Source organism: Sandaracinobacter neustonicus, assembly GCF_006385875.1.
Classification (GTDB): Bacteria; Pseudomonadota; Alphaproteobacteria; order Sphingomonadales; family Sphingomonadaceae; genus Sandaracinobacteroides; species Sandaracinobacteroides neustonicus.
The window spans coordinates 56,383-81,079 of record NZ_VFSU01000031.1; the positions used below are offsets into that span (position 1 = coordinate 56,383).

26 protein-coding genes and 1 pseudogene are annotated in these 24,697 nt (G+C 65.6%); 11 read left to right on the plus strand and 16 right to left on the minus strand.

Going from position 1 to position 24,697, the window contains the following annotated elements:
* Window positions 1–103 precede the first annotated feature (103 nt).
* The 6 genes from rpmF to FJQ54_RS14270 all read left to right on the plus strand — a co-directional run bounded on the left by rpmF (window position 104) and on the right by FJQ54_RS14270 (window position 4,245).
* Window positions 104–283, plus strand: coding sequence for a 50S ribosomal protein L32 (gene rpmF, locus FJQ54_RS14245; protein WP_140929091.1), 180 nt, complete (start codon window positions 104–106; stop codon window positions 281–283).
* 69 nt (window positions 284–352) lie between these two features.
* Window positions 353–1,435, plus strand: coding sequence for a phosphate acyltransferase PlsX (plsX, locus tag FJQ54_RS14250; protein WP_268920588.1), 1,083 nt, complete (start codon window positions 353–355; stop codon window positions 1,433–1,435).
* A 5-nt stretch (window positions 1,436–1,440) separates the two neighbouring features.
* Entirely contained in the window at window positions 1,441–2,403 is a 963-nt protein-coding gene (locus FJQ54_RS14255; protein WP_140929092.1) for a beta-ketoacyl-ACP synthase III, read from the plus strand.
* Window positions 2,404–2,687: 284 nt separating this feature from the next.
* The gene (locus tag FJQ54_RS14260) at window positions 2,688–2,993 is read left to right on the plus strand and encodes an integration host factor subunit alpha (protein ID WP_140929093.1); all 306 of its coding nucleotides are present in this window, start codon (window positions 2,688–2,690) and stop codon (window positions 2,991–2,993) included.
* A 1-nt stretch (window position 2,994) separates the two neighbouring features.
* Complete coding sequence (locus tag FJQ54_RS14265) at window positions 2,995–3,468, plus strand: MerR family transcriptional regulator (protein WP_140929094.1); 474 nt, start codon at window positions 2,995–2,997, stop codon at window positions 3,466–3,468.
* Between the two features lie 48 nt (window positions 3,469–3,516).
* A complete protein-coding gene (locus FJQ54_RS14270; protein ID WP_140929095.1) occupies window positions 3,517–4,245 on the plus strand; it encodes a ParA family protein in 729 nt (242 codons plus the stop codon).
* Window positions 4,246–4,725: 480 nt separating this feature from the next.
* On the opposite strand, the gene FJQ54_RS14275 is transcribed toward FJQ54_RS14270, so the two are convergent.
* The 5 genes from FJQ54_RS14275 to FJQ54_RS14295 form a co-directional block, all read right to left on the minus strand.
* Entirely contained in the window at window positions 4,726–5,982 is a 1,257-nt protein-coding gene (locus FJQ54_RS14275; protein ID WP_140929096.1) for a sensor histidine kinase, read from the minus strand.
* Between the two features lie 80 nt (window positions 5,983–6,062).
* On the minus strand, window positions 6,063–6,773 hold the full coding sequence (locus FJQ54_RS14280; RefSeq protein WP_140929097.1) for a response regulator: 711 nt from the start codon (window positions 6,771–6,773) through the stop codon (window positions 6,063–6,065).
* Between the two features lie 296 nt (window positions 6,774–7,069).
* Entirely contained in the window at window positions 7,070–7,735 is a 666-nt protein-coding gene (locus FJQ54_RS14285; protein ID WP_140929098.1) for a hypothetical protein, read from the minus strand.
* Window positions 7,736–8,207: 472 nt separating this feature from the next.
* The gene (locus FJQ54_RS14290; RefSeq protein WP_140929099.1) at window positions 8,208–8,642 is read right to left on the minus strand and encodes a lysozyme inhibitor; all 435 of its coding nucleotides are present in this window, start codon (window positions 8,640–8,642) and stop codon (window positions 8,208–8,210) included.
* Window positions 8,639–9,241 carry a glutathione peroxidase gene (locus FJQ54_RS14295; RefSeq protein ID WP_235890470.1) on the minus strand — a complete coding sequence of 201 codons (603 nt, stop codon included), beginning with the start codon at window positions 9,239–9,241 and terminating at the stop codon, window positions 8,639–8,641. Before FJQ54_RS14295 ends, FJQ54_RS14290 begins: the two co-directional genes overlap by 4 nt.
* Window positions 9,242–9,569: 328 nt before the next feature.
* Between FJQ54_RS14295 and metZ the strand changes: the two genes are divergently transcribed.
* From metZ to FJQ54_RS14310, 3 genes are read left to right on the plus strand one after another with little or no spacing between them, the layout of a single operon-like run.
* Window positions 9,570–10,778: an O-succinylhomoserine sulfhydrylase gene (metZ, locus tag FJQ54_RS14300; protein WP_140929100.1), complete on the plus strand. Its 1,209-nt coding sequence runs from the start codon at window positions 9,570–9,572 to the stop codon at window positions 10,776–10,778.
* 37 nt (window positions 10,779–10,815) lie between these two features.
* Entirely contained in the window at window positions 10,816–11,223 is a 408-nt protein-coding gene (gene apaG / locus FJQ54_RS14305; RefSeq protein WP_140929134.1) for a Co2+/Mg2+ efflux protein ApaG, read from the plus strand.
* Window positions 11,223–12,020 carry a LysR family transcriptional regulator gene (locus tag FJQ54_RS14310; protein ID WP_140929101.1) on the plus strand — a complete coding sequence of 266 codons (798 nt, stop codon included), beginning with the start codon at window positions 11,223–11,225 and terminating at the stop codon, window positions 12,018–12,020. The genes apaG and FJQ54_RS14310 overlap by 1 nt, the downstream gene beginning before the upstream one ends.
* 354 nt (window positions 12,021–12,374) lie before the next feature.
* On the opposite strand, the gene ribH is transcribed toward FJQ54_RS14310, so the two are convergent.
* Genes ribH through FJQ54_RS14325 form a run of 3 tightly spaced genes read right to left on the minus strand, consistent with a single transcriptional unit; the run spans window position 12,375 to window position 14,747 of the window.
* A complete protein-coding gene (gene ribH / locus FJQ54_RS14315; protein ID WP_140929102.1) occupies window positions 12,375–12,800 on the minus strand; it encodes a 6,7-dimethyl-8-ribityllumazine synthase in 426 nt (141 codons plus the stop codon).
* Between the two features lie 11 nt (window positions 12,801–12,811).
* Window positions 12,812–14,080, minus strand: coding sequence for a 3,4-dihydroxy-2-butanone-4-phosphate synthase (ribB, locus tag FJQ54_RS14320; RefSeq protein WP_140929103.1), 1,269 nt, complete (start codon window positions 14,078–14,080; stop codon window positions 12,812–12,814).
* Window positions 14,081–14,129: 49 nt separating this feature from the next.
* Window positions 14,130–14,747: a riboflavin synthase gene (locus tag FJQ54_RS14325; RefSeq protein ID WP_140929104.1), complete on the minus strand. Its 618-nt coding sequence runs from the start codon at window positions 14,745–14,747 to the stop codon at window positions 14,130–14,132.
* Window positions 14,748–14,837: 90 nt separating this feature from the next.
* On the opposite strand from FJQ54_RS14325, the gene FJQ54_RS14330 reads away from it, so the two are divergent.
* The gene (locus FJQ54_RS14330) at window positions 14,838–15,302 is read left to right on the plus strand and encodes a hypothetical protein (RefSeq protein WP_140929105.1); all 465 of its coding nucleotides are present in this window, start codon (window positions 14,838–14,840) and stop codon (window positions 15,300–15,302) included.
* Here FJQ54_RS14330 and ribD read toward each other — a convergent pair.
* From ribD to dnaN, 3 genes are all read right to left on the minus strand, one after another.
* Window positions 15,257–16,261, minus strand: a complete 1,005-nt coding sequence (ribD, locus tag FJQ54_RS14335; RefSeq protein WP_235890471.1) for a bifunctional diaminohydroxyphosphoribosylaminopyrimidine deaminase/5-amino-6-(5-phosphoribosylamino)uracil reductase RibD — start codon at window positions 16,259–16,261, stop codon at window positions 15,257–15,259. The two genes, FJQ54_RS14330 and ribD, sit on opposite strands and share 46 nt — an antisense overlap.
* A gap of 442 nt (window positions 16,262–16,703) precedes the next feature.
* Window positions 16,704–17,165 carry a hypothetical protein gene (locus FJQ54_RS14340; protein WP_140929106.1) on the minus strand — a complete coding sequence of 154 codons (462 nt, stop codon included), beginning with the start codon at window positions 17,163–17,165 and terminating at the stop codon, window positions 16,704–16,706.
* 26 nt (window positions 17,166–17,191) lie between these two features.
* Window positions 17,192–18,316, minus strand: a complete 1,125-nt coding sequence (dnaN, locus tag FJQ54_RS14345; protein ID WP_140929107.1) for a DNA polymerase III subunit beta — start codon at window positions 18,314–18,316, stop codon at window positions 17,192–17,194.
* Between the two features lie 110 nt (window positions 18,317–18,426).
* Between dnaN and FJQ54_RS14350 the strand changes: the two genes are divergently transcribed.
* Window positions 18,427–19,200, plus strand: coding sequence for a ThuA domain-containing protein (locus FJQ54_RS14350; RefSeq protein ID WP_181160181.1), 774 nt, complete (start codon window positions 18,427–18,429; stop codon window positions 19,198–19,200).
* A gap of 399 nt (window positions 19,201–19,599) precedes the next feature.
* Here the strand turns inward: FJQ54_RS14350 and FJQ54_RS17635 are convergent.
* The 5 genes and pseudogenes from FJQ54_RS17635 to FJQ54_RS14370 all read right to left on the minus strand — a co-directional run bounded on the left by FJQ54_RS17635 (window position 19,600) and on the right by FJQ54_RS14370 (window position 24,680).
* Window positions 19,600–20,042: pseudogene (locus FJQ54_RS17635) on the minus strand (RNA pyrophosphohydrolase).
* 47 nt (window positions 20,043–20,089) lie between these two features.
* Window positions 20,090–21,028 carry an alpha/beta hydrolase gene (locus tag FJQ54_RS17640; protein ID WP_207790437.1) on the minus strand — a complete coding sequence of 313 codons (939 nt, stop codon included), beginning with the start codon at window positions 21,026–21,028 and terminating at the stop codon, window positions 20,090–20,092.
* Between the two features lie 25 nt (window positions 21,029–21,053).
* On the minus strand, window positions 21,054–21,854 hold the full coding sequence (locus FJQ54_RS14360; protein WP_140929108.1) for an NAD kinase: 801 nt from the start codon (window positions 21,852–21,854) through the stop codon (window positions 21,054–21,056).
* Between the two features lie 4 nt (window positions 21,855–21,858).
* Window positions 21,859–22,857, minus strand: coding sequence for a GTP 3',8-cyclase MoaA (gene moaA, locus FJQ54_RS14365; RefSeq protein ID WP_140929109.1), 999 nt, complete (start codon window positions 22,855–22,857; stop codon window positions 21,859–21,861).
* 119 nt (window positions 22,858–22,976) lie between these two features.
* Window positions 22,977–24,680 (minus strand): DUF885 domain-containing protein, encoded by a 1,704-nt coding sequence (locus FJQ54_RS14370; RefSeq protein ID WP_140929110.1) that lies wholly within the window; start codon window positions 24,678–24,680, stop codon window positions 22,977–22,979.
* Between the last annotated feature and the right edge of the window lie 17 nt (window positions 24,681–24,697).

Sequence of the window (24,697 nt, forward strand, 5' to 3'; positions counted from 1 at the left end):
TTTCCGGATTCTGGCTAAGACCGCGCGCTCGATTCCCAACTGTCCGGGCGGTTCGGGCGCGTCTGTCGCGCTTCCCGCCCTTTTGATTTGAAGAAGGTGCCTCATGGCCGTCCCCAAGCGCAAGACCTCGCCTTCCCGGCGCAACATGCGGCGCAGCCACCACGCGCTGGTCGCGGTGCAACCGCAAGAATGCACCAACTGTGGCGAGCTGAAGCTGAACCATCACATCTGCCCGGCCTGCGGCTTTTACGACGGCCGCGAAGTGATCGCGTCGGAAGACTGATCGAAGGGGGAGGGGTGGCCACGCGAAACCGCGCTTGATACCCCGCCCGGCCATGGCTAGTCACGCCGCGTGACTGCTGACAAAACCCTGAAACGCCCGCTCATTGCCCTGGACGCAATGGGCGGAGACGTCGGCCCCGAAGTCGTGATCGGCGGGGCCGAACTCGCGCGAGAGCGCTATCCGGAGCTTCGCTTCCGCCTGTATGGGCAGGAACCGCTGATTCGCGCCGCGCTCGCCGCCGCTCCGCGCATCGCGGCGGAGGCGGAAATCGTCCATGTAGAGGGCGTGGTGCTGGGCACGGACAAGCCCGGTCAGGCCATCCGCCGCGCCAAATCCACCTCCATGGGCCTTGCGATCGAGGCGGTGAAGGCAGGGGAGGCGCAGGCCGCCGTGTCCGCCGGGAACACCGGCGCGCTGATGGCGATGGCGAAGCTGGCGCTGCGCACCATGCAGGGGATCGACCGCCCCGCGCTCGTCGCGCTGATGCCCACGCTGAAAAGCGATTCGGTGGTGCTCGATCTGGGCGCGAACACCGAATGCGATGCGGAAAATCTCGTGCAGTTCGCGGTGATGGGCGCGGCCTTCGCCCGCACCGTGCTGGGGCTGGACAAGCCCAAGGTCGCTTTCCTGAACATCGGCGAGGAAGATATGAAGGGTACGGAAGCGATCCGCGACGCCGCTGCCCTGATCCGCACGGCGGCCGTGGACCTGCCGCTGGAATTCCTCGGCAATGTCGAAGGCAATGGCATCGCGCAGGGCAACACCGACGTGATCGTGACGGACGGCTTTTCCGGCAACATCGCGCTGAAAACGGCGGAAGGCACGGCCAAGCTCGTCACCGGGCTGCTGGCGAACGCCTATCGCGCCTCCTTGCTCACGAAGATCGGCTATCTGTTCTCGAGGCCCGCGCTGCGCGCGCTGCGTGATCAGCTGGACCCGAACAACCACAATGGCGCGGTGTTCCTGGGCCTGAACGGGGTGGTGGTGAAAAGCCATGGCGCGGCCAATATCAAGGGCTTCGCCAATGCCATCGGCGTCGCGCACGATCTGGTGACGCAGGATATCAACAGCCGCATCCAGCTGGATCTGAAGAATTTCGCCGCGCACCGCCCGGCCCCGCCATCGCCGGAACCGGCGGTGGGAGCAGCCTGAACCCCATGGCCCGCCGCAGCGTCATCATCGGCACCGGCAGCGCGCTGCCGCCCGAAATCGTCACCAACGCCGATCTGGCGGACCGGCTGGACACGTCTGACGAGTGGATCGTCGAGCGCACCGGCATCCGCGAACGCCATGTCGCTGCGCCGGGGGTGAAAACCTCCGATCTTGCCGTGCAGGCGGCGGAGGCGGCGATGCAGGCGGCGAACGTCGGCGCGGCGGACATCGATCTGGTGATCGTCGCCACCGCCACCCCGGATCAGACCTTCCCGGCCACCGCCACCACCGTGCAGGCGCGGCTGGGCATCCGGCAGGGCGCGGCGTTCGACGTCGCCGCCGTCTGCTCGGGCTTCGTCTATGCGCTGACGGTGGCGGACGCGATGCTGAAAACCGGCGCGCACCGCCGGGCGCTGGTGATCGGCGCGGAACTGTTCAGCCGCATCCTCGATTGGGAGGATCGCACCACCGCCGTGCTGTTCGGGGATGGCGCGGGGGCTGTCGTGTTGGAAGCGCAGGAGACGGATTCGCGCGGTATTCTCTCTGCCCGCCTGCATGCGGATGGGCGGCACAACGATCTACTCTATGTGGATGGCGGCCCGGGCAGCACCGGCACCGTCGGCAAGTTGCGCATGAAGGGGCGGGAGGTGTTCCGCCACGCGGTTGCCAACCTCGCCTCTGTTACCTTCGAAGTCCTTGAAGACGCCGGGCTTTCCGCCAGCGAGATCGACTGGATCGTGCCACATCAGGCCAACGCCCGCATATTGGAGGCCACCGCGAAAAAGCTGGGCCTGCCGATGGAGCGGGTGATCATGACGGTGTCCGGCCATGCCAACACTTCGGCCGCATCCGTGCCGCTGGCGCTGGATGCGGCCGTGCGTAGCGGCCGGATCAAGCCGGGGGACCTCTGCCTGCTGGAAGCGATGGGTGGTGGCTTCACATGGGGCGCGGTGCTGCTCAGGGCCTGATTCGCCGGTTTCGGGGGCGCTCTGCCGCGCGCATGCGGCGGCCAAGCGTAAAATCCTTTCGGATTAAGCATTTCCCTGCTGTTAAGGGCTTCCGCCAAGCCACGCTTTTGATTAGCCTTCCCGTTCATAAAGCTTGTGTCCGAGTCGCGCGCTTCCCATGTGTGATTCGGTTGGCCGCCAACTGGTGCGCAGTTGGCTGGTTTGCAGGTGGCAGAAATGCAGATGGCAACAAGGGCTGCAGGCCGAATTGGCGGCAGGCTGAATTGCCAGTTTCGGGGGGCTGAATGGTTCAAACCCAGAAATCGGTGCCGACGCTCACACGAGCGGATCTGGCGGACGAATTGCACCGGACCATCGGCCTGTCCCGCGCGGAATCGGCGGATCTGGTCGAACAGGTGCTGGACACCATCACAGAGGCGCTGCTGGACGGCGGCAATGTGAAGCTCTCCTCCTTCGGCAGCTTCATGCTGCGCAAGAAGGGGCTGCGCGTGGGCCGCAATCCGAAAACCGGCGTGGAAGTGCCGATCCAGCCGCGCACCGTGCTCACCTTCCGCCCGAGCCAGCTGCTCCGGCAGAAGCTGAACGACTGAGATGGCGCTCCCCCCGGAAGCAGACGCCGACGGCAAGGATCCGGCGGCCTTTCGCACCATTCGCGAAGTCTCCGAACTTCTCGACGTGCCGCAACATGTGCTGCGCTTCTGGGAAACCCGCTTTCCGGAGCTGAAGCCGCTGCAACGCGGCGGCAACCGTCGCTATTACCGCCCCGGCGATGTCGCCTTCGCCTCCGCGCTGCACAAGCTGCTCCACAAGGACGGCTACACCGTGAAGGGCGTGCGCAAGCTCATCACGGATCATGGCGCGGGCAATCTCGTCGCCATCGCCAATGGCGAATCCGTCGCGGCCAAAGGCCGGGGCCGTCCTGCGGCCATCGCGCCGGTTACCCCGATCGCCTCCGAACCCGCTCCGGCACCGATCCCGCTGCCCACGGCTGCCGCTACGTCGCACAGCCTGCTCACCGAACTGCTGGTGTTGCGGGACCGTCTCGCTTCCGCTCTGGCGGCCTAAAACCCTTCCACGCTTGCGGCTGACATATCCCGCCCGCATACTCCGGGCGTGAAATCCATCGCTGTCTTTTCGATCAAGGGGGGCGTCGGCAAATCCGCCTGCGCCGTGAACCTTGCCCATGCAGCCGCCACCACCGGCGGCCGCCGAACCCTGCTGTGGGATCTCGATTCGCAAGGCGCGGCCACATGGCTGCTGCAACGCGAACCTACCCCCGGCCAGAAAGCCCGCGCCGCGCTCGCCGGAGAGGAGGCGTTGCCCGGCCTCGTCCTCCACACGGATTTCCCGAACCTCGACATCCTCCCCGCAGACCGCTCGCTGCGTCGGCTGGAAGGCGACCTCGCCCAGTCAGACAAGGCGAAGCAGCTGAAAAAACAGCTGAAAAGCTTCACCGAAAGCTATGATCGCATCCTGATCGATTGCCCGCCCGGCCTCTCCGAACTGGCCGAGCGCATCTTCCGCGCCGCAGACCTGATCGTGCTGCCCACCATCCCCTCCCCGCTCAGCGAACGCGCCGCCGGCCAGCTGCGACAGGAACTGGCCCGCGGCGGCATCAACCGCCCGGCCCTCCTCCCCGTCTGGAGCATGGTGGACGCCCGCCGCAAACTGCACCGCGAAACCGTCAGCACCCACCCGGACTGGCCCGCCATCCCCTATTCCACCGCCGTCGAACAAATGGCCGTCCACCGCGCCCCCGTCGCCCAGTTCCAACCCAACAGCCCCGCCGCCCGCGCCTTCGCCGGGCTGTGGGCGCAGGTGGAAGCGGCGCTGTTGCGATAGGGGCGACGGAGGGGTTTTGGCCTCCGGCGGCCGGGCTCTGCCCGGACCCGGCAGGGAAATGATTTCCCTGCACCCTCAACATTTGCGTTGTGCGCAAACACCAACGCCGTGCGGGTCATCAGATTCCATTGCCTGCGGCGCAACATGACTCTCTCTCCCCGTTGGGGAGAGAGCTGGAGAGAGGGGAGCAACGCCGGGTATGGCCCACCAGCCTCCCCACCCGCTCAGCCTGAGCTTGTCGAAGGCCCCGGAAAACCCGCACCCTCCCCCCACCCGCAACCGTCTCACCCCGAACTTGATCCGGGGCAACGTGTAGAGAAGCGGGTGGACCACTCCCCGAAAGGCGCCGCAGGCAATCAAACCACCCGCCATCCCAACCCATCCGATGAACCTATTAATGTGGGTGCAGGGAGCACGGCTCCCTGCCCGCCGGAGGCAAAAAACCTCATCGCTTCAACCCCACGCTCCCCACCCCCAAACTCACCGCGCCAGAGGAATCGTCACCCGCGCCCGCAACCCGCGTTTGTCACGGTTGCTCAGCACCACGTCGCCACCGTGGGCGCGGGCGATGGAGCGGGCGACGGAGAGGCCGAGGCCTGTGCCGCCGGTTTCGCGGCTGCGCGAGCGTTCGAGGCGGTAGAAGGGTTCGAACACCCGTTCGGCTTCGGACACCGGGATTCCGGGGCCTTCATCGTCCACGTCGATCACGGCTGATCCGCCGTCTCTCCATGCGCGGGCGTGGGCTTTTTTGCCGTAGATTTCGCCGTTTTCCAGCAGGTTGGTGAGCAGGCGTTTCAGTTCGACGGGATCGCCTTCGACGATAAGGGGTTCGTCTGCCTCGGCGGAGACCTTGCGGCCCGTCAGCGCCAGATCGTCTGCAGCCTGTTCCAGCAGCGAGCCGAGTTCCAGCCGCTGGCGGTTCAGCGGCTCGCTGTCTGTGCGGGCGAGGCTGAGGGTGGAGCGGACCATGGCTTCCATTTCCGCGACGTCGGCGGACATGCGGGCGCGGTCTGCTTCGGGCAGCGATTCCATGCGGAAGGCAAGGCGGGTGAGCGGGGTGCGCAGATCGTGCGCGATGGCGCCCAGCATCTGCGTGCGATCTGTCACATAGGCTTTCAGCCGTTGTTGCATCTGCTGGAAGGCTTGCGCGGCGCGTTCGATTTCGGCGGGGCCGTCCACGTTGGGCGGGGTGGCGCGCGGATCGCGGCCCAGCGCCTCGGCGGCGTCTGCGAAGCGCTCGAACGGTTCGGACAGGCGGCGGGCGAAAATCCAGGCGATGGGCAGCATGGCGAGTGCGGAGAGGAGGAAGAGCAGCAGGAACTGGCGCTCGCGGGTGGCGAACAGCTGCTGGTTGCGTGGTTCGATCAGCAGCCAGCCGTCGCGTTCGCGCAGCAGCAGGCGGAAATGGCCTTGCAGGGCGGTGACGGGCGGGCCGCCGGCGCGCGGGTAAAGCTCCACGAACTTGCGGCCTTGCGCGTCTGTCATGTCCAGCGCGACGTCTCCGGGCATGCGGCCCAGCCGGTTGGCCAGTTCGATTTCGGCGCGGGCGGCGGCGGGGCCGGCGGTTTCCGGGCGGAAGGGGGCGGCGGGGACGGGGCGGAAGGTGAGCGCGCGTTCGTTGCGTTCAAGAATCGCTTCGGCGAGCGTGGCGACCGGCACCGTTTGCGGCGGATCGGGCGGCAGCAGAGCGAGCAGCGCCAGATTGATCAGCTGGGCGATGGCAACGGTGGCCAGCACCAGCGCGAAAATCTGCGTGAACAGGCTGCTGGGAACCTCCCGCCGGGCGGGCGGCGCGCCTTCCTGTTTGCCGGACTCGCTCAGCGGCGAATGACCTTCGGCGTGAACATATAACCTTCGTTGCGCACGGTGCGGATCAGTTCCTCGCGATTTTTCACGGCGCCGTCCAGCTTGCGGCGCAGGCGGCTGATCTGCACGTCTATGGAGCGATCATAGCTGTCTGCATCGCGGCCGCGGGCCAGTTCCAGCAGTTCCTCGCGGCCCAGCGGCTGTTGCGGGCGTTCCACGAATACGCGCAGCAGGGAGAATTCGCCATCTGACAGGGCGATCAGCACACCATCGGGCGAGGTGAGTTCGCGGCGGACGAGATCGAGCTTCCAGCCATCGAATTCGGCGATGACGCCGCCGGCTTCGGGGTTGCTGCCCTGCCTGCGGCGGAGCACGGCGCGAATGCGGGCCAGCAGTTCGCGCGGGTTGCAGGGCTTGGGCAGATAATCATCTGCGCCGACTTCGAGGCCGACGATCCTATCGCTGTCTTCCCCCATGGCCGAGAGCATGATGATGCCGGGGCCGCCGGGGGTGGAGATGCGGCGGGCGATTTCCAGCCCATGTTCGCCGGGCATCATCAGATCGAGCACGACGAGATCGAAGGGCGAAGGGGCAGCGGAAATGGCGCGGTCCATGGTGATGCCGTCTTCGGCTGTCGTCACGGAATAGCCGTGGCGGCCCAGAAAATCGGAGACCAGATCGCGGATTCCGGGGTCATCATCCACCAGCAGGATATTCGGCATGGGTTTGGCCTTGTTGGTCCTTACAGTGCCATAACCCCTAGCGTGGCGGGTGCTGCTGTAAAGCTTTCCTTTTCGGCGGCGGGTGGGCCGCGAAAGGTCATGAAAGTCATGCCCGTGCGGGGTTGCATGGGTGGCGTTGTGGCCAGTGGGGGCGAGATGCGGGGTTCAAAGAGCGGGCGGGAGGCTGGCAATTGGTTGCGGTGTAGTGAAGGGGGGACTCAAGGCTGCGGTGTGTCATTCCCGGAATTCGAAATATGCATTGTGTCCCCTGATTTTCGAAATTTCTATTCTAATGCTTAGGGTTTGACAGGAGTGGGCGTGAGTTTTTTTTCCACCTTATCAATAACGTCTTTCTTAATCATTATTTCTTTTCCTATGGATTGATTGTTGGCTTTCCAGGCGGATTCAAGTTTCTTTATCGAGTTGTAATACTCTAGATTTGCTGCATTGACAGCAGCGTTCTTCTCGTCGAGTTCTTCGCTGTAGCGCTTTAGCCGCTGCCTGTCCGCAGCATCAGAATACTCATTATAGGGTGAGGTGCGGTAGTCCTCTAGCCGATCTTTCACAAAATCTAGGTGACTAGAAAAATCCAGGCTCTTCTGATACTTGCTTCTCATCGCCCGCAGAGCGTCCTGTGATGCCGTTAGATAGGCAATGGCGCTCTTCTTCCATCCATCGTCTATCTCTGAGCTGCTAACGAATATGATGGCCTTGTCTGCTTCTTTGACGGCCTCATCCACCTTATCAAAAAGCTCATTGAAGGTAATATTGCTATCTTCGTATTCTACGCGAAGGACATTTTCAGCATTAGCAGAAGCAGATGAAACTAATTTCTTCCCGTCTTTGAATTCAGTTTCAGCTTCTTTCTTGGCCTCCAAGTATTTGTCTACTTGGACATAAGTGAATATTGCTGCGACCGCGACGGTCAGTGAGATTAGTATGGTTTTTAGGTTGGTGCTCATGGCCCCTCCAGCGTTGCGCATAATCCGGGGCGCAATACATAATTCATCACCGTCATCATATGCTTAAAAATTCAGCCTTTGCAGTGAGTAGTTGGCTGAATATCTATCGTGTCTCCCTATTTTGTCCAGCCTTGTGGTTGTGGCGCTCCCCTCACCCCAACCCCTCCCCTGGAAGCGAAGCTGACGCGAGCGTCAACGGGAGGGGCTTTAAGGTGTTGGGGGTGCAGGGGAATCATTTCCCTGCCGGGGGAGTTTGAGGGGGCGGAGCCTCCTCAACTCTGAGGTTGGCGGGGAGAAGCTGGACCCCGGATCAAGTCCGGGGTGACGGTTGTGGGGAGGTTTGTGGGTTTGCTCAGGGGCCTTCGACAGGCTCAGGCTGAGCGGGTGGGTAGCGTTGGCTGAGCGGTGGGGCGGTCGCGTTGGCTGCGGCGGGGATGTCTGGCGTCAGCTGCTCTGTCGGGCGCGTCGGGCGCTACTTTGCGGCTTTGGCACCGTCCGGCTCGGTTTTGACTTTGCAGGTTCGCAGGGTTTCGGCGGTGGTTGGGTCGTTGATGGTTTTGAACTTGGATTGTTGCAGCAGGACGGTGCCATCCGGCTGTTCCCACCATGCGAGACCGAGGCCGGGTTCGAGGCCATATTCGGTGGTGTAGCGGGTGCCCGGGGTGGCATCGGTGGGCGTCAGGCGGAAATCGTCTCCGCGGATGATGAGGGCGAGGTCTGGCTTGCCTTCGGCGTTGGTGCCGTGGATCGCGGTGATCGGCAGGTCTTTCTCGCAGGTGTAAGAGATGGTGCGGCTGGCCTTGGCGAGTGACGGCGCGGCGGCGGGGGCCTCTGCCTTCGGGGCTTCGGCTTTCTGGCCGCAGGCGGCCAGAGCTAGCAGCGCGGCGGCGGAGAGGAGGCGCTTCATGCCTTCAGTGCCTTGTTGATGGCGGCCGTGAGTTCCGGGCTTTCCGGTGTGACCTTGGAGTTGAAGCCGGCGATGATCTTGCCATCCTTGCCGATCAGGAATTTGTGGAAGTTCCATTTCGGCTCATTCTCGACCGGGATCTGGGTTTTGGCCCAGCGGTAGAGCGGAATCGCCTGATCGCCCTTCACATGCGCCTTTTCGGCCATGGGGAAGGTGATGCCGAACTTGGTGTCGCAGAACTGCTTGATCTTGCCGTTGTCGTCATACTCCTGGCTCATGAAATCGCCCGAGGGGACGCCGAGCACGGTGAAGCCCTTGGCCTGATAGGCCTGTTGCAGCTTCTGAAGCCCTTCATATTGCGGGGTGAATCCGCAGAAGCTGGCGGTGTTCACCAGCAGCACCACCTGCCCCTTGTAGGCAGAGAGCGGCAGCGGCTTGCCATCAATCCGGGTGAGGGTGAAATCATAGGCGGATTTCGCGGCCGGAGCGGAAGGCTTCGGGGCAGGTGGCGGTGGGGTCTGCGCGCGGGTGGCGGAGAAGACCATGCCCCCTGCGGACAGGAGGGTGACGGCACCGAGAATGGGAAGCCAGATCCGCATGAGGACCCCTTGTTAAGGATATTTCGCTGCGCTTACTCCAACGCGGAGTCGGCTGCAACGGCAAGTCTTGGTGATGCTGTTCTTTGTGAACACGTTGGCTTCGCTGCCTCTCCCTCCTCCCGCTCAGGCTGAGCTTGTCGAAGCCCGTGGGGCATGTTGTGCTTTCGCGTCCGGGGCTTCGACAGGCTCAGCCTGAGCGGGAGGAGAGGTAGCGGGACAGAGGACAAGGGACGGAGGGCGGGGAACAGGCAAGCCATGCCTGTTTGCAGAGGATGCTATCGCCCAACTCTTTCCCATCTGGCTGCTTTGGCGCTAGGGGTGCGGCACCATGAAGAAAACCACAGGACAGGATCGCGCAATCACCGCCCGCTGGCGGCCGGCGACGCAGATGGTGCGCGGGGGGACCGCGCGCAGCAATTATGGCGAAACGTCAGAGGCGATCTTCCTGTCGTCCGGCTTTTGCTATGACAATGCCGAGGAAGCCGCTGCGCGCTTCCGGGGTGAGGCGAAGGGCATGACCTATTCGCGGCTGCAGAACCCCACGGTGGAGATGCTGGAGGAACGGCTGGCGCTGCTGGAAGGCGCAGAGGCCTGCCGGGTTTCCGCCAGCGGCATGGCGGCGATGACGGGGATGTTGATGTCCACGCTGTCTGCCGGGGATCATCTGATCGGCGGGCGGGCGGCGTTCGGGTCTTGCAGGGTGCTGGTGGATAATATTCTGCCGCGCTTCGGGATCGAGACGACCACGGTGGATGCGCGGGATGCGCAGGCGTTTGCGAAGGCGATGCGGCCGAACACCAGGGCGGTGTTTCTGGAGACGCCCGCCAACCCGACGCTGGATATCGTGGATTTGCGCGCCGTGGCCGACATCGCGCACAACGGCGGCGCGCTGGTGATGGTGGACAACGCCTTTGCCTCCCCCATCGTACAGCGGCCGCTGGAGCTGGGGGCGGATATCGTCGCTTATTCCGCGACCAAGCTGATGGACGGGCAGGGGCGCGTGCTGGCCGGGGCGGTGTTGGGGCCGGAGGAGTGGATGGAGAAAAGCTATCTGGCTTTCACCCGCCATACCGGGCCGATTTTGAGCGCGTTCAATGCGTGGGTGGTGCTGAAAAGCCTTGAGACGCTGGAGCTGCGGGTGACGCGGGCTTGCGAGAATGCGCTGAAGGTGGCGCGCTTCCTGAGCCAGCGGGTGCCGGGGACGCTGTATCCGGGGCTGGAAAGCCATCCGCAACATGCGCTGGCGATGAGCCAGATGCGGGCCGGGGGGACGATCATCGCGCTGCATCTGGAGGGCGGGCGTGCCGAGGCGCACGGGCTGTTGGATGCGCTGCAGCTGATCGATATCTCCAACAATGTGGGGGACAGCCGGACGCTGATGACGCATCCGGCCTCCACTACCCATGCCAGTATGAGCGTGGAGGCGCGCGAGGAAATGGGGATCGTGGAGGGGACTCTCAGGCTTTCGGTGGGGCTGGAGGATGCGGACGATCTGATCGACGATCTGGATCAGGCGTTGCGGGCGATCGGGCTTTGAGCCTGCGCGATTTTCAGAAAGAGGCAGGCCTGTGAGCCTGCCGGGTCTCTTTTCGGCGGTGGCGACGACGGAGGGGATCAGCGTGCGCGTGCAGCCGCGCTATGCGGCTGACCAGTCGGACCCGGCGAACGGGCATTGGGTGTGGCATTATCATATCCGCGTGGAAAATGGTTCGGGGATGGAGGTGCAGCTGATCGACCGGCACTGGATCATCACCGACGGCCATGGCGTGCGCAAGGATGTGATGGGCGAAGGCGTCGTGGGGGAGCAGCCGGTGATCGCGCCGGGGGGCAGTTACGATTATGTCTCCGGCTGCCCGCTGGCGACGCCGATGGGGTATATGGTGGGGCGATTCGGCATGGTGGACGGCGGCGGACGCCGGTTCGAAGTGGCGATTCCGGGGTTTGACCTGCTCTCCCCGGATGCGAAGGGGGCTGCGAATTGATGAAGCGCTCCCTGTTGCCGCTGAACGCGTTGCGGGTGTTCGATGCGGCGGCGCGATCCTTGTCTTTCACGCGCGCGGCGGACGAGCTGGCGGTGACGCCGGCCGCCGTGGGGCAGCAGATTCGGGCGCTGGAGGAAACGCTGGGGGTGATCCTGTTCCGCCGGACCGCGCGCGGGCTGGAACTGACGCCGGAGGCGTTGCGGGCGTTGCCGCATTTGCGGCAAGGTTTTTCCGCGTTCGAGGAATCGGTGGCGGCCTTGCAGGAAGGGCAGGCGGCGGCGCGGCTTTCCATCGGCTGTGCGCGGGGGGCGATCCGCCACTGGCTGATGCCGCGGCTGGCGCGCTGGCTGGAAGCGAATCCGGACGCGCATGTGCAGGTGCTGGCGCTGGATGGGCCGGTGGATTTCGCGCAGGCCAATCTGGACCTCGCCCTGAGTTTCGGCCCCGCTCCGGATGCTGAAGGGGTGTTCGGGCGCAAGCTGGCGGATGAACTGCTGGTGACGGTGGCCGCGCCGGGGAACCCTGCGCGGGCCCCCGTTCAGCGAAGTCTGGGTTGGCGCAGCATGGATGGCCCGGCGGTGGCGTTGCCGGATGCGGGGCAGGCACTGGACTGGGCGTTGGCGGGGCTGGGCGAAGCGCAGGTGCCGCTGACGCTGGCGGCGGATGCGCTGGCCGCAGGGTTGCTGGAGGAACGGGGCGAGCGGGTGCCGACGGAGGATGGTTATTGGATTTGTGCGCCTGCGCCGCAGTGGAAGGGGGCGAAGGTGAAGGGGCTGGTGGAGATGTTGCTGGGGTAGTGTGGGGGGGCTGCTTACCCCTTCGTTCGTCACCCGGGACTTGATCCGGGGGCCAGCTCTCTACTCCGACGTTGCCGAAGGGCAGCTGGACCCGGATCAAGTCCGGGGTGACGGTTTTGAGGAGGGCAGTGGCTCAGGCCCGGCGGTGACACCCCCTCTCCATCTCTCCCCCTTGCAGGGGGAGAGGGCTGCGGAGCGCCGCAGGCAATCGAATCCGGTCACGTCCACGGGGCTGGAGTTTTGGCGCGACGCAAATGTAGAGGGTGCAGGGAAATCATTTCCCTGCCGGGTGCAGGGCAGAGCCCTGCCCGCCGGAGGCGAAAACCTGTCTCGTGGCAGGCCGGCCCTCCCCGTTCAGCCTTGTTCGAACTGGCGTTTCAGGGTCAGCAGCGCCAGCGCCGCACCCACGGCTTCGCCGGCCTTGTTCTTCTGCGCCGGGTCGGCTCGCGTCAGGGCCTGCGCTTCATTTTCCACTGTGAGGATGCCGTTGCCGATGGGGAGGCCGTCCAGCGTGAGGGCCATGAGGCCCCGGGCGCTTTCGGTGGCGACCACTTCGAAATGGAAGGTTTCGCCACGGATGACGCAGCCCAGCGCGACGAAACCGTCGTAGGCGGCGGTGTCTGCGGCCATGGAGATGGCGGCGGGGATTTCGAGTGCGCCGGGGACTTCGAGCACGTCATATTTGTGGCCGCCGGCTTCCAGCGCGGCTTTCGCGCCTTGCAGCTGCAACTCATAGATATGGCGGTAGAAACCGGCGCCGACGATCAGAATTTTGGCCATGGACTGTTCCTTCAACCGATCAGCGGACGTTCCGCCACCATTTTCAGGCCATAGCCTTCGAGGCCGACATAGGCGCGATGTCCGGTGGAGAGAAGGACCATATCCGTCACGCCCAGATCGACGAGGATTTGCGAGCCGACGCCGAGTTCGCGCACATGGCTGAAATCGCCCATCCCGCGCGCTTTCATTTGCTGGGAGAGGCCATCTGCGCGGCTGTCGCGGATGAGGATCAGGATGCCCGCGCCTTCGGTGGCGATGGCCTGCATGGCGTGGCCGATCAGCCCGGCGCGGCCGCCGGTTTCGCCCAGCAGGTCTGCGAAGGGGTTCAGGCTGTGCACGCGGACGAGGGTGGGTTTTCCCGGCTCTATGCGGCCCTTCATCAGCACCAGATGCTCGGTGTATTCGGCGGTGTTGGCGTAGGTGATCGCCGTCCAGCGGCCGCCATATTCGCTGTCGATCTCGACCTCGGCGACCTTGGCGACCAGATGATCGTGGCGCATGCGATAGGCGATCAGGTCGCGGATGGTGCCGATTTTCAGGCCGTGGCGGCGGGCAAACGGGATCAGATCATCCAGCCGGGCCATGGAGCCGTCTTCGTTCATGATCTCGCAGATGACGCCGGACGGATTCAGCCCGGCGAGGCGGGAGACGTCCACGGCGGCTTCGGTGTGGCCCGCGCGCACCAGCACGCCGCCGTCGCGGGCAACGAGCGGGAAGACATGGCCGGGGGTGACGATGGAAGCGGCGCTTTTGGACGCGTCTATGGCGACCGCGACGGTGCGGGCGCGGTCTGCGGCGGAAATGCCGGTGGTGACGCCGTCTTTCGCCTCGATGGAGACGGTGAAGGCGGTTTCGTGCCGGGTGCGGTTCATGGCGGACATCAGCGGCAGGCCGAGCTGATCCACCCGTGCCTTGCTGAGCGACAGGCAGATGAGGCCGCGCCCGTGGGTGGCCATGAAGTTGATGGCGTCGGGCGTTGCCATCTGCGCGGGGATGATGAGGTCGCCTTCATTCTCACGGTCTTCATCGTCCACGAGGATATACATGCGGCCGTTGCGGGCTTCGGCGATGATCTCCTCGATGGGGACGAGCGGGGAGGGGCCGCTGCCGGAGAGGAAGCTCTCCAGCTTCTTCAGGGTTTCCGCCGTGGGGTTCCAGCCGGGGGTGTCCAGATCGCGCAGGGTGTTGGCGTGCAGCCCGGCGGCGCGCGCCAGCCCGGAGCGGCTGAGGCCGGTTTCGGCGAGATGGGCGCGGATGCGGTCGAGGATATGTTGCGGCATGGGCGCGCAGTGTCACATCAAAATGTGATGCGCAACCCCGCACATCACATCAGGCTGTGAATCGGGTGCTCGTCATGCGTTGCAGATAGCGGGCGAGCACGTCCGCCTCCAGATTCACCTGCCGCCCGGCGGTGGCGCTGCCCAGCGTGGTGTGAAGCGCGGTGTGGGGGATGATGTTGAGGTGGAACAGCGCGTCGCCGCCGGGCAAATCCTCCACGGCGTTCACGGTGAGCGAGACGCCGTCGACCGTGATCGAGCCTTTGGGGGCGAGCATCGGCGCGAGCGCGGCTGGCGCGCGGATGGCGATGTGGGTGGAGCCATCCACCGCCTCTACCCGTTCCACCGTGCCGATGGCGTCGACATGGCCGGTGACGATATGGCCGCCCAGTTCGTCGCCCAGCTTCAGCGCGCGTTCGAGGTTCAGCCGCGCGCCTTCGGCCCAAAGCGCGGCGGCGGTGCGGGAAACGGTTTCGCCCGAGACATCCACGCTAAAGCTGTCCGCCGATTTGGAGGTGACGGTGAGGCAGACGCCGGAGCAGGCGATGGAGGCGCCGATGGCGACGCTCGACAGATCGGCGGTGGCGCGGATGGTCAGCCGCAGGTCTGCGCCGGGCTTGCGGGTGACGGCGGTGATTTCGCCGATGTCTGTGATGATTCCGGTGAACATGGGCCTGTGTAGGCGCGCCGCGTTCAGCATGAAAGGGCTGGAACAGCGTTGGCGGCGGCGCTAGCGTCCTCGGCGCGAAGGAGGGCTCGCGTGCGCAAGATTGTTGCGGTGCTGCTGTATCTGCTGGCGATCCTGATGCTCGCGCTGACGCCGCTGTTCGGGGCGATGGCCTTTCATGATGGCGGCACGGTGCAGACGCGGATGGCGCTGCTGCTGTATGGGCTGATCGCGCTGATCCCGCTGCTGCTGGGGCTGTTGACGGAGCCGGACGGGCGGATGATTCCGGCCGGGCTGATCCTGATGGGCGCAGGCGCGGGCGGGGTGGCGCTGACGCTGATCCTGAGCGCCACGGTGGGCAACCCGGCGCTGCTGGAGGCGATTGCGCCGGGGCGGGAATTGCGGCTGTCTGCGATGGGGTTGTTGCTGACCAGCCTGCCGATGGCGCTGATCGGCGCGGCGCTGTGGTGGGTGGGCAAGGTGCGGCGCGACCCGGCGACCCGGCGCGGGCGTTACGGCCGGGTGGCGGCGGCGTTCGACGAGGAGGATGAGGCGTAGAGGTCCAGCCTGTCCGGGCCGAGCATCCGGCTGTCCTGCAAGCGCCATCTGCCATGGGTTTCCGCGAGATCGGCGGGGTACAACCCTTCCAGCCCGATGCCCGCGCCGATCAGGATGGGGGCGCGCAGGATCGCCAGCCGGTCCACCCGGCCCGCCGCCAGCAGCGTGGCGGCAAGACCACCGCCGCCTTCGCACAGGATGCGGTTCAGTTGCCTCTCCGCCACCAGCGCATCCAGCGCGGCGAGCGAGGGCAAGGCGATGAAGCCATCGGGCACCGGGCCAGTGGTGAGCGCGGCGCGCAGCGGTTGCGGCGCGCTGCCGCCGGGCAGGCGGGCGGTGAGTTGCGGCGCGTCCGCGCGGAGCGTGCCGCCGCCGACCAGCACGAGATCGGATTCGGCCCTGAGCGCGTGGGCGTAGGCGCGGGCCGGTTCGCTTGTGATCCATTGGCTGCGGCCGTCTGCCATGGCGAGGCGGCCGTCCAGCGAGAGCGCCAGTTTCAGGGTGAGCTCTGCGCCCCGGCCCGCCAGCCGCTTGCTGAAGCCGCGCAATTCGGCTTGGGCTTCCGCCGCCAGCACGCCGGTGGTGGTTTCGATGCCTGCCGCCCGCAGCAGGGCGAGCCCCTTGCCCGCCGTGCGTGGGTCCGGATCCTGCATCGCCACCACGCAGCGGGCGATCCCGGCGGCCACAAGGCTGTCCGCGCAAGCCGCGCCGCGCGGGGAGAGGTGAGCGCAAGGTTCCAGCGTGACATAGGCGGTGGCCCCGCGCGCGGCCGTGCCCGCCTGCTGCAGCGCCATGGCCTCCGCGTGCGGGCGGCCGCCGTCCTGCGTCCAGCCCCGGCCGATGACGCGGTTGTTGTGGATGATCAGGCAGCCGACGTTTGGGTTGGCGGCTGTGCGGCCGCGTCCTCGTTTGGCGAGGGTGAGCGCGGCGGCCATCCATTGTTGGTCGGTTGGGGTCATGTTCGGGCGTTGGGGTTGAGGGGGCTTTGCCCCCTCAAGCTCCCCCAGCAGGGAACTATGTTCCCTGCACCCTCATTTGTTGGGTGAGCGAATGGGGTGTGCCGGGGGATTGGGTGATTGCCTGCGGCGCTTTGGGGGGTGTTTTGCCGGTTTTTCCGCTCGTCAGCCCGGACTTGGTCTGGGGTGGCGGGTGGGAGGTGTTTGCGTTGTGGATCAGGCCCGGAGGTGACACCCCCTCTCCATCTCTCCCCCTTGCAGGGGGAGAGGGCTGCGGTGCGCCGCAGGCAATTGAATCTGGTCATCCAAACGGCGTTGGAGTTGGTGCGCGACACCAATTTTGAGGGTGCAGAGAAATCATTTCCCTGCCGGGTGCAGGGCAGAGCCCTGCCCGCCGGAGGCAAAAACACCTGCCCGCTCTCCCCCCAAGCGGGCCGGACGGGCATCAACTGCTCGCTTGCTGTGCGGCGGCGCGTTCGGCTTCCAGCGCTTTTTGCCGGGCTTGCTGGGCTTCGTAGGCGCGGCGGTTGGCTTCCACTTGCGCGCGCAGCTTGTCCATGGCGGCTTCGCGTTCGGAGATGGCGTCTTCCGAGGTTCGCTGTCCGCTCCAGCTTTCGAAATAGACGATGCGGTCCGGCACTTCGATGCCGCTGTCCATGGCGATGAGGAAGCTGCCGACGATGAGCGCGCCCATGGCGAGCGCGCCGACGCCGAAGACGGTTTTGTAGAGCGGTTGTTCGCGCCAGCGGGCGATCAGGCCCTGTTGCGGCATGTTCCAGCTGAAGCCTTCGGCTTCGTCCAGCTCGCGCTTCATCAGCACGGCGCGGCGGCGCGCGTCGTCATCCTCCGACGCGTGCTGGTCGGCGAAGGGTTGCGGCATTTTGACGGCTTTGGGCTTTTTCAGCATGGGCGGGCGATCCTGTGCGCCGCGTGTCAGACCCGCATCGGCATCAGCACATAGAGGGCCTGAGAGTCCTCGGATTCGCGGATGAGCGTGGGGGCGGCGGCATCCGCCATATGGACTTCGACCAGATCGCCTTCAACCTGCGAGAGGATATCCAGCAGGTAGCGGCTGTTGAAGCCGACATCGAACCCGGCGGCGGCGTAATCGGCGGGGACATCCTCGCTGGCGGTGCCGTTTTCCGGGCTGGTGACGGAGAGGGTGACGCGGTCGCGATCGAGGCTGAGCTTCACGGCGCGGGTTTTTTCGCTGGCGATTGCCGTGACGCGGTCCACGCCTTCGGCGAGCGTCGCCGGGTCGATCTTCAGCAGCTTGTCGTTCGCGGTGGGGATCACCCGGCTGTAATCGGGGAAGGTGCCGTCGATCAGCTTGGAGGTGAGCACGGCCTGGCCGATGGCGAAGCGGATTTTCGACTGGCTGAGCGAAATGCCGACGTCTCCGCCGCGTTCATCCAGCAGTTTGCGGACTTCGGCCACGCACTTGCGGGGGATGATGATGTCCGGCATCCCGGCCGCGCCTTCAGGCAGGGGGATTTCCACGCGGGCGAGGCGGTGGCCGTCTGTCGCGACGGCGCGAAGGGTGCCGCCGGGGGCGCCCTGACTGCCCTGTGCGGGGGCGTGGACGAAGATGCCGTTCAGATAGTAACGGGTTTCTTCGGTGGAGATGGCGAAGCGGGTTTTATCCACCAGCATCACCAGCGTGTCTGCGGGCAGGCTGAAGGAGACGGGCAGGTCGCTTTCGCCGATCACCGGGAAATCTTCACGCGGGAGGGTTTGCAGCGAGAAGCGCGCGCGCCCGGCGGTGACGGCCATCTTGGAGGCGGCGGCGTCCAGCGTGACCTGCGCGCCATCGGGCAGCTTGCGGACGATATCGAACAGGGTGTGGGCGGAGACGGTGGTGGCACCGGCGGTTTCCACCGTGGCGGGCACTTCCTCCACGATCTGCAGATCAAGATCGGTCGCCATCAGCTTCAACGACTGGCCATCCGCCGCGAGGAGCACGTTGGAGAGGATCGGGATGGTGTTCCGCCGCTCCACCACCGATTGCACATGGCCCAGCGCCTTCAGGAGTGCGGCGCGTTCGACAACCAGCTTCATGCGTGACGGATTCCCTGCCAGAAGATTTTTCCATCTTCTATACAGCAAGCAAGGGGGCGGGGAAGCGGCTTGTTGCAACTGCTGCCTGTGGCGATGAATGAGGAGAGGCGATGAGACAGTTGTTGCTGATGCTGGGGGCCGTTCTGGGGCTGTTGCTGTCCGGCGGGCCTGTGCGGGCGGAGAGCCAGTACCGGTTGCTGGTGATCGCGATGCCCAGCAAATATCATTATGAATATGTGCCAGTTGCGCGCGAAGGGTTGCAGCGGATGGCGCGACAGCATGCGTTCGACATGGAGTGGGCGGGCAGCCCGCAGGTGCTGGAGGGCGATCTTGGCGGCTATGCCGCGATCCTGCTGCTGAACACCCCGGTGGAGGATCTGAACCCCGCCCAGCGCGCCGGGTTCGAAGCCTATGTGAACGGCGGCGGCAATGTGATGATCGTGCACCGCGCGGCCATCGCGCTGCCCGCGAACAGCTGGCCCTGGTACGAACGGCTGGTGGGGCGGACGGTGGGGGTGCACCCGATGTTGCAGACGGCCGCGGTGACGGTGGCGGACCGGGGCTTCCCCGCGGTGTGGGGCCTGCCCGAGCGCTGGCTGTGGAGCGACGAATATTATGTGACCACCAACCCCTATGGCGTGCGCATCACCCCGGTGCTGAACGTGGACGAGACAAGCTATGACCCCACCAAAATCTGGCCGGGGCAGGTGGCGAAACCGATGGGGCGGGAGCATCCGGTGGCCTGGTATCACCGGCCGGGGAAAAGCCGGGTGTTCGTGACGACGCTGGGGCATGATGTGGAGGCGTATCGCGACCCGCACTATCTGGAGCAGTTGATGGGGGGGATCTGGTGGACTGCGACCGGGTTGGGAGAGGCGCGGTGATTCTTTGGGGGCGGTGAGGTTGGAGGCCTCCGGCGGCTCGGGCGCTGCCCGAGACCCGGCAGGAGCGTGACGCCCCTGCACCCCCGAGCTTTTTAGCCCCTCCTCCTTTAGGGGAGGGGTTGGGGTGGGGGCTGTCCGCCTAGCGCGAGGTTGGGGTTATGGCCTGCGGCGCTTCCGTTGCACTTGTTGTGAAGACAGTGGATCAGGCCAACCGCTGACACCCCCTCTCCAACTCTCCCCCTTGCAGGGGGAGAGAGTCACGCAGCGCCGCAGGCAATCGAATCTGATCACTCACACGACGTTGGAATTGGGGCGCAACGCCAACTTAGAGGGTGCAGGGAAATCATTTCCCTGCCGGGTGCAGGGCAGAGCCCTGCCCGCCGGAGGCAAAAAAAGCCCCTACAGCTTCGGCCCAAGCTCCGCGACGATCTGCGTGTACAGTTCGCGTTTGAACGGCACGATCAGCTCTGCGAGTTGGGTGAGGCTGGCCCATTGCCATGCTTTGAACTCGGCGTGGCCTCCCGCTTCGTGGGCCAGCAGGTTCACGTCTGCGTCTGTGCCATGGAAGCGCAGGGCGTACCATTTTTGCCGCTGGCCGCGATATTTGCCTTTCCAGATCGTGCCGACGAGGTTGTCCGGCAGGTCGTAGCTCAGCAGTCCGGCGTTTCGGCGATCAGGCTGGTGAGGTGGGCCAGCACGCCGGTTTCCTCTTCCAGTTCGCGCAGCGCGGCGGTGTAGGGGTCTTCGCCATCGTCGATGCCGCCTTGCGGCATCTGCCAGGCCTCGACGGTGGAATCGAAGCGCTGGCCGACGAAGATGCGGTTGTCGGCGTTGACGAGCATGACGCCGACGCCGGGACGGTAGGGCAGGCTGTGTTTCAGATGCGGCTTCACGCGAGCAGGGCTTTCAAATCGGCGACCTGCGCTTCGAGGTCTGCCTGGGCGGAGGGGATCGCAGCGCGCAACTGGGCGGAGCCATGCACCTGCCCGGCGGCTTCGCGGGTGATGAGGCGGGTGCCTGCGGCGGCAAGCTTGGCGGCATAGGCGCGGCCCTGATCGCGCAGCGGATCGAGACCGCAGGTAAAGACGAGCGCGGGCGGCAGATCGGCCCAATCGGCGGAGAGGATGGGCGAGGCCAGTTCGTGCGCGGGATCGGGGGCGTAATGGGTGCCGAACCACGCCATTCCGGCGGCGGTGAGCAGATAGCCTTCGGCGAATTCCACCATGGAGCCACTGTCTGCCGCCATGTCTGTGCCGGGGTAGATCAGCCATTGCGCGGCGACGGGCAGCTCGCGGCGCAGGGCGCGGGCGGAGATGGCGGAGAGGTTGCCGCCCGCCGAATCGCCCGCGAAGATCAACCGCGAGACCTTGAAGCCGAGGGAGGCCGGCGAGGAGGCGATCCAGCGGGCGGCGGCCAGCGCATCGTCCACGGCGGCGGGCCATGGCGCTTCGGGGGCGAGGCGGTAATCGACGGCGACGGCGTTGAAGCCGGTGAGCTTGGCGATTTCCGCGACAAGGCTGTTGTGGCTGTCCAGATCGCCGATCACCCAGCCGCCGCCGTGGAAGAAGCAGATGGTGGGTCCATCTGCCGCTGCGTTGGCGGGGCGATAGCTGCGGGCCTTGATCGCGCCTGCCGGGCCAGAATTAGCAGGACGGGGGATTTCAAAATTCGCGGTGGCGACGTCTGCGGGGGCCGGACGCTCGGCGATGGCGCCCATTTGCAGATACATTTGCCGGGCGGTTTCGGCATCCACCTCGTGCATTTGCGGGCCTTCCACCGCCGCCATCATGCCCAGCAGATTCTTCACATCGTCGCGCACGTAGGTCATCTCTCTCTCCCCGATTTGCCTGTTTTCAGGCGATAAATTGTTCCATCAATATGCGATCATCCAGCGCATAATCGGGATCGAACAGCAGTTCGAGCCGGTGGCTGAGGTTGGATATGATCTTCACATGCCGGACGTCGCGCACCTCCAGCTGATCCGCCACGGCGGACACCGGCCTGCGCCCGGCCTCAAGGATGCGGAACTCGATGGTGGAATTGTTCTTCACCAGCGCGCCCTTCCAGCGGCGGGGGCGGAACGGGCTGAGCGCGGTGAGGGCGAGCAGATCGGCGTCGAGCGGCAGGATCGGCCCGCCCGCAGAGAGATTATAGGCGGTGGAACCGGCGGGCGTGGAGACCAGCACGCCGTCGCAGGCCAGTTCCTCCAGCCGCACCTTGCCGTCTATGCTGATCTCGATCTTGGAGGCCTGCCTTGTTTCACGCAGCAGCGAGACCTCGTTGATGGCAGGCGAAACGATGGTCTGCCCCGATGTCGTCGTCGCCTCCATGGTGAGGGGGGAGAGGAAGAAGCTGGTGGCGCGGCGGACGCGCTCTTCCAGATCCCCGGCCCGGTAATCGTTCATCAGGAAGCCCACCGTGCCCCGGTTCATGCCGAACACGGGCTTGGGTTTTTCCACCGTCAGCACCCGGTGCAGCACGGAGAGCATGAAGCCGTCCCCGCCGACCACCACGACTGCATCCGAATCCGGCACGGCGACGAAGCGATGCGCGGCGCGCAGTTCACGCGCGGCTTCCTCCGCCTGCGGGGTGTCGGACACCAGCAGGCCCAGCTTGGGCGCTTCATGCACCCACAGGCTGTTCTCCCCACGCATCGGCTCAGCCGCCCGTCATCGACATGTGGCGGGGAACGGCGGGGGGCGCGGCGCGGCGGTCGATCCTGAAATCATGGCCCTTTGGTTTCAATTGCATGGCGCGATCCAGCGCGGCGTCCAGCGCCGCCGGGCCTTCGTGCCGCAGGATATCGCGCAGTTCCACCTTGCTCTCTTGCCCCAGACACATGAACAATGTGCCGGTGGCCGTCACGCGCACACGGTTGCAGCTTTCGCAGAAATTGTGGGTGAGCGGGGTGATGAAGCCCAGCCGCTGCCCGGTTTCCGCCACCCGGACATAGCGCGCCGGGCCGCCGGTGCGTTCCGGGCTGTCCACCAGCGTCAGCCGCTGTTGCAGCGCGCGGCGCACATCGGTGAGGGGCAGGTAGCGATCCGTGCGGTCCTCCTCCACAAGGCCTAGCGGCATGGTTTCGATGAAGCTGAGATCGAAGCCATGGCCCGCACACCATGCGGCCATGGGCAAAATCTCGTCTTCGTTCAGGCCCTTCAGCGCCACCATGTTGATCTTCACCCGAAGCCCGGCCGCCTTCGCGGCGGCGATCCCCTCCAGCACCGGGGCCAGTTCGCCGCGCCGGGTGATCTGGCGGAAACGGCCGGGGTCGAGGCTGTCCAGACTGACATTCACACGGCGGATGCCAGCCGCGCGCAGCGGCTCTGCAAAGCTGGCCAGCTGACTGGCGTTGGTGGTGAGCGTGAGTTCATCCAGCCCGGCCCCCAGATGCCGCGACAGCGATTGCACAAGGCCGATCAGCCCCCGGCGCACCAACGGCTCGCCCCCCGTCAGCCGGATGCGGGAGACCCCGCGTGCGACAAAGGCCGAGCCGATCGCGTCCAGCTCCTCCAGCGTGAGCACCTCGCGCTTGGGCAGGAACGTCATGCTGTCCGGCATGCAGTAAGTGCAGCGAAAATCGCACCTGTCCGTCACAGAGAGGCGCACATAGGAAATGCGCCGTCCGAAACCGTCTATAAGGGGACGTGCCGACATGGTGCCTGTGTAGGCGCTGCGGGGCCGGGGCACAAAGGTGGATTTTTTGGGGGGGCGAGTGGCGTCACGCCCCTGCCGGGTTCCAAGGGCAGAGCCCTTGGCCTTCCTTCACCCCAATCTCACTCCGGCAGCCCCAACCCCCGGCGGACGTGCCCGCGCAGCACGTCCATCGGCAGCTGGCCGCCGTCCAGCACGAGGGCATGGAATTTGCGGATGTCGAAGCGGCTGCCCAATGCCTGTTCGGCTTCGCTGCGCATTTGCTCCAGCGCGGCGGAGCCCGCGCCATAGGCCAGTGCCTGCGCGGGGATGTCCGCACCATAGCGGAAGACTTCGGATTCGATTTCGGCGTCTGTCAGGAAGGTGTTCTGCTGCATGAAGCTGCGGGCCTGATCGAAGCTCCAGCCTTCGTGGTTCAGGCCGGTGTCCACCACGAGGCGTGTGTAGATCATGCTGTCCAGCATCAGGCGGCTCAGGCGGTCTTTCGGGTCTGCGTATCCGCCCATGCGCCCTGCCAGCCGGGAGGCATATTCGCCCCAGCCTTCCACATAGGCGGTGACGGGGGCGAGACGGCGGAATTCCGGGAGGGCGTTGTTTTCCAGTGCGCCCGCGCGCTGGAAATGATGGCCGGGGATCAGCTCGTGGTAGATCAGCGCGCAGGCGTTGGCCTGGCTGCGGCTTTCCACGTTGGAGGCCGGGAAGCGATATTCGCCCGCGGCGTTCGTGGGCGAGGGTTGCTGATAATAGCCGAAGGTCATGCCCGGCGTGTCGGCGGGAACGGCGCGATAAGGGGCCTTTGGCGCGGTGGCGAAGAATTTCGGGACATTTGGCTCGATCAGCGCGAGGCAGCGGTTGTAGCGCTCCACCACCTTTTCCGCCGTTGCATCCCGGAATTGCGCATCTTCCCTCGCATAGCGGCGGATGCCTGCGCTGCCGCCCGGGACGCCCAGCGCGGTGGCGACCGCTTCCAGTTCGGCGTTGGTGCGGGCAAGGCCGTCCCGGCCGATTGCGGCGAGTTCGGCCGGGGTGGCGGGCAGCGTGGTGACGAGGGCGGCGACGGCTTCATAATGCGCCTTGCCGCCCGGATATTGCGCAAGGCCGACATTCAGCGGCGCGGCGGCGAGATAGGCGGGGGAGAAGCTGGTGCGGATGGCGGCCACGGCCTCCGGGATGCGGGCGGCGGCGGCTTTCGCCTCTGTGCGCAGGCGGTCGCGCTCTGCCGGGGAGAGGGCGGCCAGCCGCTCGTCTGGCAGGTTGGCCCAGTTGGCGGATTGGGTTGCGATTCCGTCCAGCTTGGTCAGCGCGCGGGGGATTTGTGCGCGCGGCACGCGGATGCCGCGTTCGGCCTGCACCGCCAGCCGGGCGTTGATATGGCCGAGTTCCTGCTCCAGCGACTGGATCATCGAGACATAGGCGGCAGCATCTGCAGGCGTTTTCAGCGGGTTGGAGGCCAGCGCCAGCCCGGCGATGTCCAGCGGCCACAGCGAATAGGGGCCGGGGATGCTATAGGCGTAATCGGCCTCTTCATGCGCAAGCGTGCGCAACTGGTGGCGGAGCGCGCCGAGATCGAGCCGTTCGGATTCGCTGAGTGTGGCGGGATCGATGGCCGCAATCGTCGCCAGCAGCCGTTCGGCGAATTGCCTGTTCGATTTCAGGCTGGCGGGACTGCTGGAGGGGAGGGCGGGGACGGCCAGACCGGCGTGGATGCGCGCGGCGACGTCTCTTTGAGCGCTGAACTGGCTGTAGCTGTCGATCGCGCTGTTGAGGGCCGGGTTGGCGGCGGCGGGCGTTGCGAGAAGCAGGCAGGCAAATGCGCGGAACAGCATGATCGGACCCCCTTTTG

What these genes read in the sequence shown, in the direction of transcription:
- rpmF (WP_140929091.1), top strand. Translation starts at nt 104, where the DNA reads ATGGCCGTCCCCAAGCGCAAGACCTCGCCTTCCCGGCGCAACATGCGG.
- FJQ54_RS14255 (WP_140929092.1), top strand. Translation starts at nt 1,441, where the DNA reads ATGGCCCGCCGCAGCGTCATCATCGGCACCGGCAGCGCGCTGCCGCCC.
- FJQ54_RS14260 (WP_140929093.1), top strand. Translation starts at nt 2,688, where the DNA reads ATGGTTCAAACCCAGAAATCGGTGCCGACGCTCACACGAGCGGATCTG.
- FJQ54_RS14265 (WP_140929094.1), top strand. Translation starts at nt 2,995, where the DNA reads ATGGCGCTCCCCCCGGAAGCAGACGCCGACGGCAAGGATCCGGCGGCC.
- FJQ54_RS14280 (WP_140929097.1), bottom strand. Translation starts at nt 6,773, where the DNA reads ATGCCGAATATCCTGCTGGTGGATGATGACCCCGGAATCCGCGATCTG.
- FJQ54_RS14285 (WP_140929098.1), bottom strand. Translation starts at nt 7,735, where the DNA reads ATGAGCACCAACCTAAAAACCATACTAATCTCACTGACCGTCGCGGTC.
- FJQ54_RS14290 (WP_140929099.1), bottom strand. Translation starts at nt 8,642, where the DNA reads ATGAAGCGCCTCCTCTCCGCCGCCGCGCTGCTAGCTCTGGCCGCCTGC.
- FJQ54_RS14295 (WP_235890470.1), bottom strand. Translation starts at nt 9,241, where the DNA reads ATGCGGATCTGGCTTCCCATTCTCGGTGCCGTCACCCTCCTGTCCGCA.
- metZ (WP_140929100.1), top strand. Translation starts at nt 9,570, where the DNA reads ATGAAGAAAACCACAGGACAGGATCGCGCAATCACCGCCCGCTGGCGG.
- FJQ54_RS14310 (WP_140929101.1), top strand. Translation starts at nt 11,223, where the DNA reads ATGAAGCGCTCCCTGTTGCCGCTGAACGCGTTGCGGGTGTTCGATGCG.
- ribH (WP_140929102.1), bottom strand. Translation starts at nt 12,800, where the DNA reads ATGGCCAAAATTCTGATCGTCGGCGCCGGTTTCTACCGCCATATCTAT.
- ribB (WP_140929103.1), bottom strand. Translation starts at nt 14,080, where the DNA reads ATGCCGCAACATATCCTCGACCGCATCCGCGCCCATCTCGCCGAAACC.
- FJQ54_RS14325 (WP_140929104.1), bottom strand. Translation starts at nt 14,747, where the DNA reads ATGTTCACCGGAATCATCACAGACATCGGCGAAATCACCGCCGTCACC.
- ribD (WP_235890471.1), bottom strand. Translation starts at nt 16,261, where the DNA reads ATGACCCCAACCGACCAACAATGGATGGCCGCCGCGCTCACCCTCGCC.
- FJQ54_RS14340 (WP_140929106.1), bottom strand. Translation starts at nt 17,165, where the DNA reads ATGCTGAAAAAGCCCAAAGCCGTCAAAATGCCGCAACCCTTCGCCGAC.
- dnaN (WP_140929107.1), bottom strand. Translation starts at nt 18,316, where the DNA reads ATGAAGCTGGTTGTCGAACGCGCCGCACTCCTGAAGGCGCTGGGCCAT.
- FJQ54_RS14350 (WP_181160181.1), top strand. Translation starts at nt 18,427, where the DNA reads ATGAGACAGTTGTTGCTGATGCTGGGGGCCGTTCTGGGGCTGTTGCTG.
- FJQ54_RS17640 (WP_207790437.1), bottom strand. Translation starts at nt 21,028, where the DNA reads ATGACCTACGTGCGCGACGATGTGAAGAATCTGCTGGGCATGATGGCG.
- FJQ54_RS14360 (WP_140929108.1), bottom strand. Translation starts at nt 21,854, where the DNA reads ATGCGTGGGGAGAACAGCCTGTGGGTGCATGAAGCGCCCAAGCTGGGC.
- moaA (WP_140929109.1), bottom strand. Translation starts at nt 22,857, where the DNA reads ATGTCGGCACGTCCCCTTATAGACGGTTTCGGACGGCGCATTTCCTAT.
- FJQ54_RS14370 (WP_140929110.1), bottom strand. Translation starts at nt 24,680, where the DNA reads ATGCTGTTCCGCGCATTTGCCTGCCTGCTTCTCGCAACGCCCGCCGCC.